This is a genomic window from Prochlorococcus sp. (assembly GCF_965655815.1).
In the GTDB taxonomy this organism is placed as follows: domain Bacteria; phylum Cyanobacteriota; class Cyanobacteriia; order PCC-6307; family Cyanobiaceae; genus Prochlorococcus_A; species Prochlorococcus_A pastoris.
In genome coordinates, this window is the sequence record NZ_CBFHHZ010000001.1 from 469,356 (window position 1) to 483,556 (window position 14,201).

The window sequence follows — 14,201 nt, forward strand, 5'->3', positions numbered from 1 at the left end:
TTTGTATCTATATTATGCTTTTTTCTTTTTTATCTCTTAACTTATATTTATGTAAAAAGGTTAGAAATTTTAGTAGTATATTTTTCTACCCAAAAACTCATCTAATTATTGATTAAAAGGAGTTTTATTAAATTGGAAATTATTGAAACAGATGTTGCTATTATTGGAGGTGGTCCAGCTGGATGTACCTGTGCATTATATACATCTCGTTCTAACTTAAACACTGTCATAATAGATAAAAATCCATCTGTAGGAGCTTTAGCAATTACTCACCAAATAGCTAATTATCCAGGAGTTCCTGTAGATATTAGTGGCGAAAAATTGCTTACATTAATGAGAGAACAAGCTGTTCAATATGGAACTGACTATAGAAGAGCTCAAGTTTTTGGTATTGATGTAGCAGAAGATTGGAAGACTGTTTATACACCGGAAGGAACTTTTAAAGCTAAAGCACTCGTACTTGCAAGTGGGGCTATGGGGAGACCTGCTTCTTTTAAAGGAGAAGCAGATTTCTTAGGAAAGGGTGTAAGTTATTGTGCTACATGTGATGGTGCTTTTTATAAAAATAGAGAAGTTGCAGTTGTTGGTGCTAATAAAGAAGCAATTGAGGAAGCTACTGTTCTTACTAAATTTGCTTCAACGGTACATTGGATTACATCCAGTGATCCAAAATCAGATAATGAGGAAGCGATGGAATTAATGGATAGCTCTAATATTAAACATTGGAGTAGAACGAGATTATTAGAAATAAAAGGAAATGATATGGGAGTTAATGGGGTTGTTGTTAAGAATAAACAAGAAGAAGGGCCTATTAATCTTGATTTAGATGGAGTCTTTGTATACATGAGTGGTTCGAAGCCAATCACTGATTTTTTAGGAGATCAAATTGCTTTAAAGGAAGATGGAGGAGTAATTGTTGATGATTTTATGTCTACCAATTCTGATGGTGTCTGGGCTATTGGTGATATAAGAAATACACCTTTCAAGCAGGCGGTTGTCGCAGCGTCAGATGGATGTATAGCAGCCATGTCTATTGACCGCTATCTAAATAGTAGAAAAAATATAAGAGTAGATTGGATACACTCTTAAAGAGTTTATAAAATAATTAATTTCATAAAGGCGTTGCTTCTGAGATATAAGCTACTCCACCGTAATAACTTAGATCAGACTTAATATTGTCACGCATTTGATCAATTAATTCTTGCTCACAGAAAACTATCACATGAGCATTTGAGCCTAACCCAGTAAATTCCATATCTTCAGTAACTACTCTTTCTGGACCTCTCCCAGTTGCATGTTTCATTACTGTATATCCTGGGACATTAGCTTTCTCTAGTGTATTGATAATTGCATCAAGCTCTCTTTCACTAAAAATTAAATCTAATCTTTTCATTTTTTACAACGGGGTAAGAGGGATAATTTTATTTACTAAACTCATATAGATTGGGATGCCTAGAACTATATTGAAAGGAAAAGTCAAACCTAATGTCGTAGATATATAGTAACTTGATCGTGCTTCTGGGACAGTCATCCTCATTGCTGCTGGTACAGCTAAATACGAGGCACTTGCACATAAAACCACAAATAAAAGTGCATTTCCAGGTCCTAGAGATAAAAATCTTGCAACGAAAACACCTATAAAAGCATTAAATAATGGCATGAAGATTGCAAATCCAATTAAATATGAACCCGCATTCTTCAACCTTGGTAGTCTTTGAGCTGCAACTATTCCCATGTCTAAAAGGAAAAAGCATTCTGCTCCATAAAAAAGTTGTCCAGTAAAAGGTTCCATTTTTGAAATGGCTGCGGGATTACTGAAAGCCGTAAGAAAACCAACAATTAAACTTGATAGTAATAAATAAACAGATCCATTTAAAAGAGACTCATGCAATATGGAGCTAAGATGCATTTTTCTTGAATTGGGTCTATTTTTAGGAGCTGCAAATTTTACTAGTAATAAGCCTACAATGATTGCCGGAGACTCCATTAAAGCTAAAGCCCCGACCATGAATCCATCGAAGTCTATACTCTGACTTTCTAAGAAACTTTCTGCAGAGATAAAAGTTACAGCACTGATAGATCCATATGCAGCTGCAATAGCTGCTGAGTTAAAAACATCAAACTTGTATCTTAAGATAAAGAATCCAATCAGTGGAATTATTAACGACATCATTATCGCTGCACCTAATGTTGGTAAAACCTGATCAGTAAAACCACTTTTCTGTATTTCAATTCCTCCTTTAAAGCCAATTGCCAAAAGTAAGTATAAAGAAAAAAGTTTTGGTAAAGGAGCAGGTATTTCTAGGTCAGATTTAAAAAATATAGAAATTGCTCCAATTAAAAAAAACAGTACAGGAGGAGCTAATACATTTTGTAATATGGGATTTATTTCCATAAATTATTGGGCTAATTCATTTAAAGCAGCTTCTAAAGCTTCTTTCCTTGTCTCAATTATTCCATCAACCCCAAATTTGGATAATCTTTCTTTAACTTTTTCATTAGCTCCAGCTACAAATGCTTTTCTAGAATTATTTTTAGCTTCTTGCATCATATCTTCAATTGCAAGTGTAGCTGTCACTCCAACTCTAGGAACATCAGTGATATCTAAAATTAAAATTTTATAGTTTCTTACTAACATCATTCTCTCAGTAATACCTTTTGCTGCACCAAAACTTAGTGGGCCTTTTAGTCTAAATAACATTACTTCTCCAGAACATCTATCAAGAAGAGCTTTTTCATCAGAGGGTAAAAGATTTTTACTTTGCTCATTATCCTTAGGTAAAGGATTATCCTGATCCATTCCTTCTAATTGCGTTTCAGTTATTGAATCAATAGTTAGCATATTTGCAATAAATACTCCAACTAATACTGCCCATATTAAATCCCAAAAAACTGTCATTAGTAATACACCGTACATAACAACTGCAGTTTTAAGAGATAATTTATGAGCTCTTCTCAAGAATCCCCAGTCAATAATATCCAAACCTACTTTGATAAGAATGCCTGCTAAAAGAGCTGTAGGTATTTGCTCTGCTAATGGTCCAGCACCTACTAAAACTATTAATAGAACTAATGAATGAACCATTCCTGAAATAGGAGTAGAGCCTCCAGATTTAACATTTATAACAGTTCTCATTGTCGCCCCCGCTCCAGGTAAACCTGAAAATAGTCCAGCTATAGCATTTCCTATTCCTTGGCCAATTAATTCTCTATCAGAATTATGTCTTGTTTGAGAAATATTATCTGCAACTAGAGAGGTGAGTAAAGAGTCAATAGCTCCAAGAACTGCCAGAACCAAGCCAGCTTTGAAAATGATAGGAAAGTATTGATTAAAGCTTGGAAAGCTTAGAGATGGAACTCCTCTAGGTATTTCACCAATTCTGTCTAATGCACCATCGCCAAAAATTAAAATTGATAGTGGGGTGACTATTAATAAGGCTAGAAGAGGGGAGGGTACCCATTGGCTAATTTTTCTAGGTGTTAGAAATACTATGCCTAGTGTCATTATTGCCACACCAATAGCAGCTCCATTCGGTTGGAAATTAGAAAAAACAGTTGATAAAGACTCGACTACGCCTCCTCGGGTACTTATTCCCAATAGTGGACCAATCTGAAGAGCAATTATTATCACTCCTATGCCAGACATAAATCCGGAGACCACGGAATATGGAACAAGCGTAATATATTTACCAAGCTTTAAAATTCCAAACAATATTTGTAATAATCCTCCAATTACTACTGCAGCCATGACTAAAGGTAAAATTTGACCTGCCGAAAGATCTCTTGGTACACCAACAGCTGCTAAACCTGCGACAACTCCTGCGACTGTTACGCTCATTGGACCAGTCGGACCACTAACTTGAGCGGGGGTTCCCCCAAATAAAGCTGCTAAAAAACCAACAACAACTGCTCCATATAAACCGTAAATTGCACCCCCAGGTCCTAAGGCTGCGTTTCCAAAAGCAAGTGCAAGAGGTAAAGCTACTACTGCAGCTGTTATTCCTCCTAAAATATCACCCCTTATATTCTTAAGATTAAATCCATTAATTATTTCCAAAGAAAATCTCCTTAAATAAATACATTAACTAGAAGATATTATCTCTTTATGTCCAAAATTTGTTAAAAAATTAAATTTGTGAAAAATATATCAACAACATTTAAAAAAATTTTAAGTACATTAGGTTAATTTTCCTGAACAAAAAAGGATTTTGGTTATTTGTTATGGAAGTCAAGAGACTATCGTATTAGTTAAATAATTACTTTTAACTTCAAAATATTCAAATGAATTTGATCATTCGCCCTAGAAGATTGAGAAGGACAGACGCAATAAGGGAAATGGTAAGAGAAAACCACCTGCATCCTGAAGATTTTATATATCCATTGTTTATTCATGAAAAGGATTTCCAAGAAGAAATATCTGCAATGCCTGGTATTTATAGATGGGACATGAATGGATTAATTAAGGAAGTTTCTAGAGCCTGGGAATTAGGTATTAGATGTATTGTACTTTTTCCAAAAATTGACGATAGTTTAAAAACAGAAGATGGATCAGAATGTTTCAATGAAGCTGGTTTAATACCTAAGGCTATTCGAATGTTAAAAAAAGAGATACCTGAGATGGCAATTATGACTGATGTTGCCTTAGATCCCTATTCATGTGATGGACATGATGGCTTGGTTGATGAAAATGGAAAAATATTGAATGATGAAACCATTGAGATTCTGAAAAAACAGGCTATTACCCAAGCAAGAGCAGGAGCAGATTTTATTGGTCCAAGTGACATGATGGATGGGAGAGTTGGAGCTATAAGAACTTCTTTGGATATTGAGGGATTTAGCGATGTGGGAATTATTAGCTATACCGCAAAATTTTCATCTGCTTATTATGGACCTTTCAGAACAGCTTTAGATTCTGCCCCGAAAGAGAATAATAGGAAAATAATTCCAGATAATAAATCAACATATCAAATGGATCCTGCTAACTCGAAGGAGGCTTTAATTGAATCGGCATTAGATCAATATGAGGGGGCAGATATTTTGATGGTTAAGCCTGGTGTTTCTTATCTAGATATAGTTTATCGCCTGAGTACTTTTTCAAATAAACCAATAGCTGCTTATAACGTGAGTGGAGAATATTCAATGGTAAAGGCTGCTGCTATGAAAAATTGGATTAATGAAAAGGATATTGTTTTAGAAACATTGCTTAGTTTCAAAAGAGCAGGGGCAAAATTAATACTCACCTATCATGCTTGTGATGCATCAAAATGGTTGAATGAGAAGTAAAAACTCATTAAAATTAAAAAATTTGTTTATTCTTAAATAAATATTATTCATTATTTTGCTTTTAAAAGGTTCAAAAGGTGTCCAAAGAATCGGACATATTGCACTTAGAGTAGAAAATCTCGATAGAGCTAAGTCTTTTTATTTGAACTTAGGTATGCAATTAATTTGGGATGATAAAGATTGGTGCTATCTGGAGGCTGGTAAAGGAAAAGATGGACTTGCTTTATTGGGGCCTAGTTATAAAGCAGCTGGTCCACATTTTGCTTTTCATTTTGAAGAAAAAAAGGAAGTAGAAAATATTTATTCAGATTTAAAAAAATCTGGAGTGAATGTTGCACCTATTCATGAACATCGAGATGGAACAGCTTCTTTTTATATGCAAGATACCGAAGGTAACTGGCTTGAAATGCTTTATGTTCCTGCCGGTGGGATTAAATCAAATATTTGATTATTTCAATTGAATGATAGAGAAAAGTTATTATAAAAATTCATCCGCTCATAGATCACTTTCAGAAGAATCTATAAGACTTTTAGAGTGGGACAATTTAAAAACTCAACTTTCCTCTTTTGCCTCCACAAAAATGGGAGAAAATGCAATATTAGAGTTTGACATTCCAACTGATTATGAAATTTCAAGAAGACTATTGCAAGAAACTATCGAAATAAATGAGTTAGAAAAGAACTTAGATAAATCGATTAGTTTTTCAGGTGTATTTGACATAAGTAAAAATATTGAGATTTGTTCAAAAGGAGGAGTTATTAGTTCTTCTGAACTATTAGAAATAGCTGAAACAATATCTGCGGCAAAAGATTTAAAAAAAATACTTTTAGATTTTGAGCAAAGACCTTTTATTTCTTCTTTTTTAAATCGTTTAATTGATCATAATCAGATTGAGAAAATTTTAAAAATTGGTATTGAATCAAATGGTAGAATTTCTGATCGAGCAAGTCAGAAATTAGCAAAACTTAGGCAAGAATTATTATCTAAGAAATCAGAAAGAAGGATATTAGTAGATAAATTTATTCAAAAAAATACTAATTATATTCAAGATAATATTATTGGGGATAGATATGGGAGACCTGTTTTAGCTATTAAGGTACAATTTGCTGAGAAATTTAAAGGTATAATTCATGATTCCTCTGCATCAGGGAATACCATATATTTGGAGCCAGAATCTATAGTATTTAAGGGTAATAAAATTGCTTCTATGGAAGCGAGAGTAGCAGGAGAAGAATTTAAATTATTAAAAGAATGGTCGCAAATTATTCGTGATAATGATAAAAGCCTTATTGACATGTCAGATATTCTATTGAGAACTGAACATGCTCTTACACGTTCAAGATATTCAAATTGGATTGGAGGTTATGCTCCAATTGTTGAAAATAATCCAATAGTTAAATTAATAGGTTTTTCCCATCCTCTTTTGATTTGGGAAAATAAAAAAAAAGAAGCTCCCAAACCAGTATCTATAGATTTTCATATAAATAGAAATACTAAAGTAGTAGCTATAACGGGACCGAATACTGGAGGTAAAACTGTTGCTTTAAAAGGTCTTGGAATAGCATTATTGATGGCTAGATCAGGATTATTTATTCCATCAATTAAAAATCCAATAATACCTTTTTGTCCAAATATATTTGTAGATATTGGTGATGATCAATCCTTAGAGGGAAATTTATCTACTTTCAGTGGCCATATTTTGCGTATTAGAAATATTCTGGAATCTCTTAATAATAAAAAGGGGTTATCAGTTGTTTTATTAGATGAAATAGGATCTGGGACAGATCCTTCTGAAGGTACTGCTCTTGCAATCGCGTTATTGAAAGAATTCGCAACCTTATCTGATATAACTTTAGCTACAACTCATTATGGTGATATAAAAGCTTTGAAATATAGTGACAATAGATTCGAAAATGTTTCAGTTGCTTTTGATGAAGAATCATTCAAGCCAAAGTACACCCTGAATTGGGGAATACCTGGAAGAAGCAATGCCTTATCAATTTCAAGGAGAATTGGGATTGATGAAAAAATACTTAATGAAGCTGCTAATTATTTAAAACCGAGAGAGGTTGAAAATATAAATAATATTATTAAAGGGCTAGAAGATGAGAGGATAAAGCAACAAAATTCGGCAGAAGAGGCTGCTGAACTTATAGCTAGAACAGAAATATTACATGATGAAATAAAGAATAATTATGAATTTCAAAAAATTAATGCTGAAAAAATTCAGGAAAGCGAAAGACAAAAATTATCAAAACATATTAGAGCAGCTAAAAAAGAGGTTATTAATTTGATTAAGAAATTAAAAGATAAAAATGCAAATGGAGAAGACTCTAGATTAATTGGAATAAGGCTTAAAGAGATTGAGACGGAACATTTAACTCAAACAAATATCAATAAAGAAATTTCTTGGACTCCTAAAATAGGAGATTTTATAAAAATTAAAAGTTTAAATAGTACTGGTCAAATATTAGATATAGATCAAAAAGCTAGATCTTTCGAGGTTAAATGTGGATCATTTAGAAGTACATTATTAATTAATGAATTTGAAGGTCTTAATGGGGAAAAACCCAATTTCAAAAATTCTAAATTTGAAATAAATTCTGTAAGAGAAGATTTTTCTTTCTCTAAAATTAGAACAAATAAAAATACTATTGACGTAAGGGGTATGAGAGTTCATGAAGCAGAAATAACAATTGAGGAAAAAATTAGAAAGTTTCATGGTCCACTTTGGATAGTTCATGGAATTGGAACTGGAAAATTAAAAAAAGGATTACGTATTTGGTTATCTAGTTTGCCTTATGTCGATAAAGTTGAAGATGCAGCAAATAATGAAGGAGGTACTGGTTGCAGTATTGCGTGGATAAAATAAAATCTATAAGTATCTATAAAAAAATCATTCAAAAAACTTTTAAGTGCAATTTATTGATCAAGCAAACATTATTCTCAAAGCTGGTAAAGGCGGCAATGGAATAGTTTCATTTAGAAGAGAAAAATTTGTTCCGGCTGGTGGCCCTTCAGGAGGTAATGGAGGTAAGGGTGGTTCAATAATCCTTATCGCTGATAATAATCTTCAAACACTTTTGGATTTTAAATTTAATAGAGAAATATTTGCTAAAGATGGTTTCAAAGGAGGTCCAAACAAAAGATCTGGGGCTTCAGGGGACAATACAATCCTAAAAGTTCCTTGTGGTACAGAAATCAGAGATTTTAATACTGGTATTATTTTGGGTGATTTAACTGAGGATAAGCAAAGTTTAACTATTGCCCATGGCGGCAGAGGTGGACATGGTAATGCATATTACTTAAGTAATCAAAATAGGGCTCCGGAATCTTTCACTGAGGGCAAAGAAGGAGAGATATGGGAGGTTCAATTAGAATTAAAACTTCTTGCTGAAGTAGGTATTATAGGTCTTCCTAATGCTGGGAAGAGTACTTTAATTTCTGTTTTATCATCAGCAAGACCAAAAATCGCAAACTACCCTTTTACAACTTTGATACCTAATTTAGGTGTAGTAAGAAAAGCTGATGGGAATGGGTGCCTTTTTGCCGATATCCCTGGTTTAATATCTGGAGCCGCTGAAGGAGTAGGATTGGGACATGATTTTTTAAGACATATACAAAGAACTAAAATAATTATTCATTTGATTGATTCAATTGCTGAAAATCCTATTCATGATTTCGAGATAATTGAGAAAGAATTAAAAAGATATGGAAATGGGCTTTTAAATAAAAAAAGAATAGTTGTACTTAATAAGATGGAACTTGTAGATGAAAATTATTTGCAAACAATTACAAAAAAGTTAGAAAATTTATCTAAGAAAAAAGTTTTAGTTATTTCTTCATCTTTACGAAAAGGTTTATCTCCACTACTTTCTGAGGTTTGGAAGCGAATTTAATTTTTTGGAAATATTATTTTATTGCTCAAATTACTTGATTTAATTTAGGAAATTAGCCATAAATTAGATATTGCCTTTAATAAACTTATGAATTTTTATAGTTGCTTTGATCAACAAGGACAAATAATTGCCAGGTGCCAGACTATCCAAGATATTCAAGTTTTAAAGAAAATGGGAAGACCGATAGTAGAAGTAAAAGAAATGAAGAATGAAGAATCTGTTGTCTGTTCATTAACTGGAAGTCCATCTGATTTCAACATGGATTATTAATAAAAAAATAAAAAATAAAAAATAAAAAAGGAAAGGGGCAATTAAAGCCCCTTTTATTTTTTACATTTTTTAAAATTAAAAATCAATCGTCATAAACTAAACATTCAGGTTCGTCTGGATTTGCATCGCAGAACAACTCTAATGCATTCGGATCATGCTTATCTTCAGGATGATGATCCTTATATCCTTCGAGTTCTTTTAATTCTTCAGTTAAATGTCTGACCTTTGGAAGATTTCCCTCTTCTTTTGCAGAGGCGATTTCCGATTGATCTTTTTGAATGTGTTCGTCAATGGATTTCATTTTCAGTTTTTTATACTAAAGTAGATATCTATAACATAGTTAATTTGAATTGATTTTGCATCATGTATTTATAAAGTTCGTGTTCATTACAACATGAAATTTGTTAATCAATAATAATTTGAAAATAAATCTACTTTGGAAGTGATTGCATTATTTCCCTCAAACAAGGAAGAACCGGGATGATTTGATTAGGATTCAAAGGGAATAATGCTTTGTAATAATCTTTTTTCCATTCAGAGTCAAAACATGTCTCAGAAACCTTAGTTAATTTAAAAAACCTTAATCTCCATTTTATAATATTTTTAAAATCTGAAATTTCTTTTTCGGTACATTTAAAAAGTTGCCTATAAATTAATTCCCAACGAATAATTGTTGGAAATAAATAGATATCTGCATAAGTTAAATCTTCTCCACAAATCCAATTACCTAAATTCTTATCAAACTTTTTTTCTATTTTAGTTAGAGCTTCAAAAAGGTTCTTACTTGCTTCTTCATAAGAGATCTGATTTCTGGCAAATCCGCATTTATAAACCCCATTGTTAATGTCCGAATGAATTATTTCTAGTAAATCTTGATCGCATTTACTTATTTGAAGTGATTTTTGAGAGGAGTCTACTTTTATTGAGTTCAGAAATTTTACTATTTCAGAACTTTCATTAGATAAAATTTTAATCTGATCATTTTGAAGATTAAATAATAATGGTAATGTCGACCTGAAAAGATTATGCTTTTGCGCTTTTTTATAAAATTGATGAAGAGTATCGCATCCCTCAAACTTTTCATTGAAAATCCATTGACCACTATTTATATCTGCTTCTAAAAAAATAACTTTGACTTTCTTTGATAAGTTTTTCAGCTTGTAAATGAGTAAAGTTCTATGACACCACGGACAAGAATTCCCTACTAATAAGTAAGTATTTTCATTCTTGCCTTTAAATACATGATTTTTATTTATTAGTATCCCACTCGGCCTTCTATAATTTCCTTGTAAATCTGAAGGTGCGAAACCATTCATTAATTTTGTCCAAAACCAAAACCAGAACTTTTTCGAAAAGTTAATGAGATACTTATTTTGCATAAACTCAGAATTTTAATTTTTTAAATGACCTTGAAAAAAATACTAATCGTTTCTGGTACTCATGGAAATGAAATTAATCCAGTATGGGCAATAAATCAATTTAATAAGCAGTTTAAAACTATTGATAAAAATATTGAATATAAATTCATCATAGGAAACCCTCTTGCTTATGAAAGAGGTTGTAGATATATAGATAATGACTTAAATAGATCTTTTACTTCAATTCAAGAAAATAGTATTTATGAAATTAATAGAGCAAATTTTTTAGTTGAAAAGTTTGGATTCAATGGTTCTGAACCTTGTGATGTTGCTATTGACTTACACACTACAACAGCAAATATGGGAACAAGTATTGTTATATATGGAAGAAGAATAAAAGATTTTTGTTTGGCAGCTTTACTTCAGCACAAATTTGGTTTACCAATTTATTTGCATGAAAAAGATCTAAAACAAACTGGATTTCTCGTTGAAGCGTGGCCATGTGGATTAGTCCTTGAAATAGGATCTGTTGCTCAAAATTTTTATGACCCAAAAATTATAAATAGATTTCTAATAATTATTAGTTCTTTGAGAGATGAGATAAACAAGTTAAAAAATAATCAAATAAGACTTCCGAAAGATTTAGTTGTCCATGTTCATCAAGGAAGTATTGATTATCCAAGAGATAACAATGGAAATATCAATGCTTTAATTCATCCTGAGAGAATCAATCAAGATTGGAAGCCTATAAAAAAGGATGCTCCATTGTTTCTGGATATGGAGGGTAAAACTAAAACTTACACAGATGAAGATACTATTTGGCCTGTCTTTATTGGTGAGGTTGCCTACAAAGAAAAGAATATTGCAATGAGCTTTACAAAAAAAGAAGTAGTAAGTGTCTCAGAAAAAATGTATGAGGAATTTTTTAGTTAGGTTTTATAAACTCGATAATTTCCCCCTGTTTACATAAGAATAATTTATCTAATGTATAAGATTCTTTTTCACATTATTTATGATTTTGGACTATATTTATCAAAGCGAAAATTAATTTTTTCGTTTTTAATTACACGTCTCGCTTAGAGACATACTTTACGAACTCATGACAACTATTCAGCAGCAACGTACTTCGTTGCTAAAAGGCTGGCCTCAGTTTTGTGAGTGGGTAACATCAACTAACAACAGAATTTATGTTGGTTGGTTCGGCGTCTTAATGATTCCATGCCTACTTGCAGCCGCGGCTTGTTTCATCGTTGCTTTCATCGCAGCACCTCCAGTAGACATCGACGGAATTAGAGAACCAGTTGCTGGTTCATTCCTATACGGAAACAACATCATCTCAGGTGCAGTTGTTCCTTCTTCAAATGCTATTGGTCTACACTTCTACCCAATTTGGGAAGCAGCTACTGTAGATGAGTGGTTATACAACGGTGGTCCTTACCAGCTAGTAATATTCCACTTCCTTATTGGTATCTCAGCATACATGGGACGTCAGTGGGAGCTTTCATACCGTTTAGGTATGCGTCCTTGGATCTGTGTTGCATACTCTGCACCAGTTTCAGCAGCTTTCGCAGTATTCCTTGTATACCCATTCGGTCAAGGTTCATTCTCTGACGGAATGCCTTTAGGTATCTCTGGAACATTCAACTTCATGTTTGTTTTCCAGGCAGAGCACAACATTCTTATGCACCCATTCCACATGGCTGGTGTTGCAGGTATGTTCGGAGGATCTCTATTCTCAGCAATGCATGGTTCACTTGTTACTTCATCTCTAATCAGAGAAACAACTGAGACAGAGTCTCAGAACTATGGTTACAAGTTCGGACAAGAAGAAGAAACATATAACATCGTTGCAGCTCATGGCTACTTCGGTCGTTTGATCTTCCAATATGCTTCATTCAACAACAGCAGAAGTCTTCACTTCTTCCTAGCTGTATTCCCAGTTGTATGTGTTTGGTTAACTTCAATGGGAATCTGCACAATGGCATTCAACCTTAACGGTTTCAACTTCAACCAATCAGTTGTAGATGCAAACGGTAAGATTGTTCCTACATGGGGTGACGTTCTTAACAGAGCTAACCTAGGTATGGAAGTAATGCACGAGCGTAACGCTCACAACTTCCCACTTGATCTAGCAGCAGCTGAGTCTACAACAGTAGCTCTTACAGCTCCAGCTATCGGTTAAGCTTAAAGTTCTAAATTTAAAGCCTCCTTTTATAAGGGGGCTTTTTTTTATGTTTAATTCTCAATTGAGTTCTTATAATAGTTAATAGAACTTTAATAATTTGATATTTCAATGGGTAGCAGTTTTGGTAAAATTTTCCGTGTCACTACTTTTGGAGAATCTCATGGAGGCGCTGTTGGAGTTATTCTTGATGGATGTCCTCCAAAGTTAAAAATAAATATTGATCTCATACAAAATGAATTAGATAGGCGAAGACCTGGTCAGAGCAACATTACAACTCCAAGAAACGAAGATGATAAATTAGAGATATTGAGTGGTTTAAAGGAAGGAATAACACTTGGAACCCCTATTGCAATGTTGGTTCGCAATAAAGATCAAAGACCAGGAGATTATAGTAATTTAGAGCAAGTATTCAGGCCATCTCACGCAGATGGCACATATCATCTGAAGTATGGAATTCAGGCTGGTTCTGGAGGAGGTAGAGCCTCAGCTAGAGAAACCATAGGAAGAGTTGCTGCAGGTGCTATCGCAAAACAATTATTAAAAAACTTGTTTAATACTGAAATTCTTTCTTGGGTAAAACGTATACATGATATTGACTCTCAGGTAAATAAAAATAAACTTACTCAAAGTAAAATAGATTCAAATATTGTTAGATGTCCAGATGATAAGGTGGCTTCAAAAATGATTAAAAGAATAAAAGAATTGCAGCAAGATGGGGATTCTTGTGGAGGTGTTATTGAATGTTTAGTGAAAAATGTTCCATCAGGATTAGGTATGCCTGTCTTTGATAAATTGGAAGCTGATCTTGCAAAGGCTTTGATGTCATTACCTGCTACTAAGGGGTTTGAAATAGGTTCTGGTTTCTTGGGAACTTATTTAAGAGGAAGTGAACATAATGATTCATTTATTGAGTCTGATGATATTAGTAAACTTAAAACAATATCAAATAATTCAGGAGGTATACAGGGAGGAATAAGTAATGGAGAGAATATTGAGATGAAAATAGCTTTTAAACCAACAGCAACTATTGGAAAGGAGCAGAAAACTGTTAATGCTTATGGTAAAGAAGTACTAATGAAGGCTAAAGGCCGACATGATCCTTGTGTTTTACCGAGAGCAGTTCCAATGGTTGATTCAATGGTAGCTCTCGTACTGGCAGACCATTTGCTTCTCCATCAAGCACAATGTTCAATTATTAAATAGGA

14 protein-coding genes are annotated in these 14,201 nt (G+C 33.1%); 9 read left to right on the top strand and 5 right to left on the bottom strand.

Annotation, left to right across the window (positions count from 1 at the left end):
- The first annotated feature begins 132 nt into the window (after positions 1-132).
- Positions 133-1,089, top strand: a complete 957-nt coding sequence (locus ACTF45_RS02440; RefSeq protein ID WP_288347800.1) for an NAD(P)/FAD-dependent oxidoreductase — start codon at positions 133-135, stop codon at positions 1,087-1,089.
- Positions 1,090-1,111: 22 nt separating this feature from the next.
- Here ACTF45_RS02440 and ACTF45_RS02445 read toward each other — a convergent pair whose 3' ends face one another.
- Genes ACTF45_RS02445 through ACTF45_RS02455 form a run of 3 tightly spaced genes read right to left on the bottom strand, consistent with a single transcriptional unit; the run spans position 1,112 to position 4,057 of the window.
- A complete protein-coding gene (locus tag ACTF45_RS02445; RefSeq protein ID WP_011131851.1) occupies positions 1,112-1,393 on the bottom strand; it encodes a P-II family nitrogen regulator in 282 nt (93 codons plus the stop codon).
- A 3-nt stretch (positions 1,394-1,396) separates the two neighbouring features.
- Positions 1,397-2,395, bottom strand: coding sequence for a sodium-dependent bicarbonate transport family permease (locus ACTF45_RS02450; protein ID WP_288347801.1), 999 nt, complete (start codon positions 2,393-2,395; stop codon positions 1,397-1,399).
- Positions 2,396-2,398: 3 nt separating this feature from the next.
- On the bottom strand, positions 2,399-4,057 hold the full coding sequence (locus tag ACTF45_RS02455; protein WP_438949288.1) for a SulP family inorganic anion transporter: 1,659 nt from the start codon (positions 4,055-4,057) through the stop codon (positions 2,399-2,401).
- Positions 4,058-4,281: 224 nt separating this feature from the next.
- Here ACTF45_RS02455 and hemB point away from each other — a divergent pair, with 224 nt between their 5' ends.
- From hemB to ACTF45_RS02480, 5 genes are all read left to right on the top strand, one after another.
- The gene (hemB, locus tag ACTF45_RS02460) at positions 4,282-5,283 is read left to right on the top strand and encodes a porphobilinogen synthase (protein ID WP_288347803.1); all 1,002 of its coding nucleotides are present in this window, start codon (positions 4,282-4,284) and stop codon (positions 5,281-5,283) included.
- 55 nt (positions 5,284-5,338) lie between these two features.
- Complete coding sequence (locus ACTF45_RS02465) at positions 5,339-5,731, top strand: VOC family protein (RefSeq protein ID WP_288347804.1); 393 nt, start codon at positions 5,339-5,341, stop codon at positions 5,729-5,731.
- 13 nt (positions 5,732-5,744) lie between these two features.
- Positions 5,745-8,156: an endonuclease MutS2 gene (locus tag ACTF45_RS02470; protein WP_438949289.1), complete on the top strand. Its 2,412-nt coding sequence runs from the start codon at positions 5,745-5,747 to the stop codon at positions 8,154-8,156.
- A gap of 43 nt (positions 8,157-8,199) precedes the next feature.
- Complete coding sequence (gene cgtA / locus ACTF45_RS02475) at positions 8,200-9,183, top strand: Obg family GTPase CgtA (RefSeq protein ID WP_438949290.1); 984 nt, start codon at positions 8,200-8,202, stop codon at positions 9,181-9,183.
- A gap of 87 nt (positions 9,184-9,270) precedes the next feature.
- On the top strand, positions 9,271-9,453 hold the full coding sequence (locus ACTF45_RS02480; RefSeq protein ID WP_011131858.1) for a hypothetical protein: 183 nt from the start codon (positions 9,271-9,273) through the stop codon (positions 9,451-9,453).
- Between the two features lie 82 nt (positions 9,454-9,535).
- On the opposite strand, the gene ACTF45_RS02485 is transcribed toward ACTF45_RS02480, so the two are convergent.
- A complete protein-coding gene (locus ACTF45_RS02485; RefSeq protein WP_438949291.1) occupies positions 9,536-9,754 on the bottom strand; it encodes a Calvin cycle protein CP12 in 219 nt (72 codons plus the stop codon).
- Between the two features lie 130 nt (positions 9,755-9,884).
- Positions 9,885-10,832, bottom strand: a complete 948-nt coding sequence (locus ACTF45_RS02490) for a glutathione S-transferase family protein (RefSeq protein ID WP_438949292.1) — start codon at positions 10,830-10,832, stop codon at positions 9,885-9,887.
- 24 nt (positions 10,833-10,856) lie between these two features.
- Between ACTF45_RS02490 and ACTF45_RS02495 the strand changes: the two genes are divergently transcribed.
- The 3 genes from ACTF45_RS02495 to aroC all read left to right on the top strand — a co-directional run bounded on the left by ACTF45_RS02495 (position 10,857) and on the right by aroC (position 14,199).
- The gene (locus ACTF45_RS02495; protein ID WP_438949293.1) at positions 10,857-11,744 is read left to right on the top strand and encodes an aspartoacylase; all 888 of its coding nucleotides are present in this window, start codon (positions 10,857-10,859) and stop codon (positions 11,742-11,744) included.
- Positions 11,745-11,910: 166 nt separating this feature from the next.
- Positions 11,911-12,993 carry a photosystem II q(b) protein gene (gene psbA / locus ACTF45_RS02500; RefSeq protein ID WP_011131862.1) on the top strand — a complete coding sequence of 361 codons (1,083 nt, stop codon included), beginning with the start codon at positions 11,911-11,913 and terminating at the stop codon, positions 12,991-12,993.
- A 111-nt stretch (positions 12,994-13,104) separates the two neighbouring features.
- On the top strand, positions 13,105-14,199 hold the full coding sequence (gene aroC / locus ACTF45_RS02505) for a chorismate synthase (protein WP_288346545.1): 1,095 nt from the start codon (positions 13,105-13,107) through the stop codon (positions 14,197-14,199).
- The last annotated feature ends 2 nt before the right edge of the window (positions 14,200-14,201 follow it).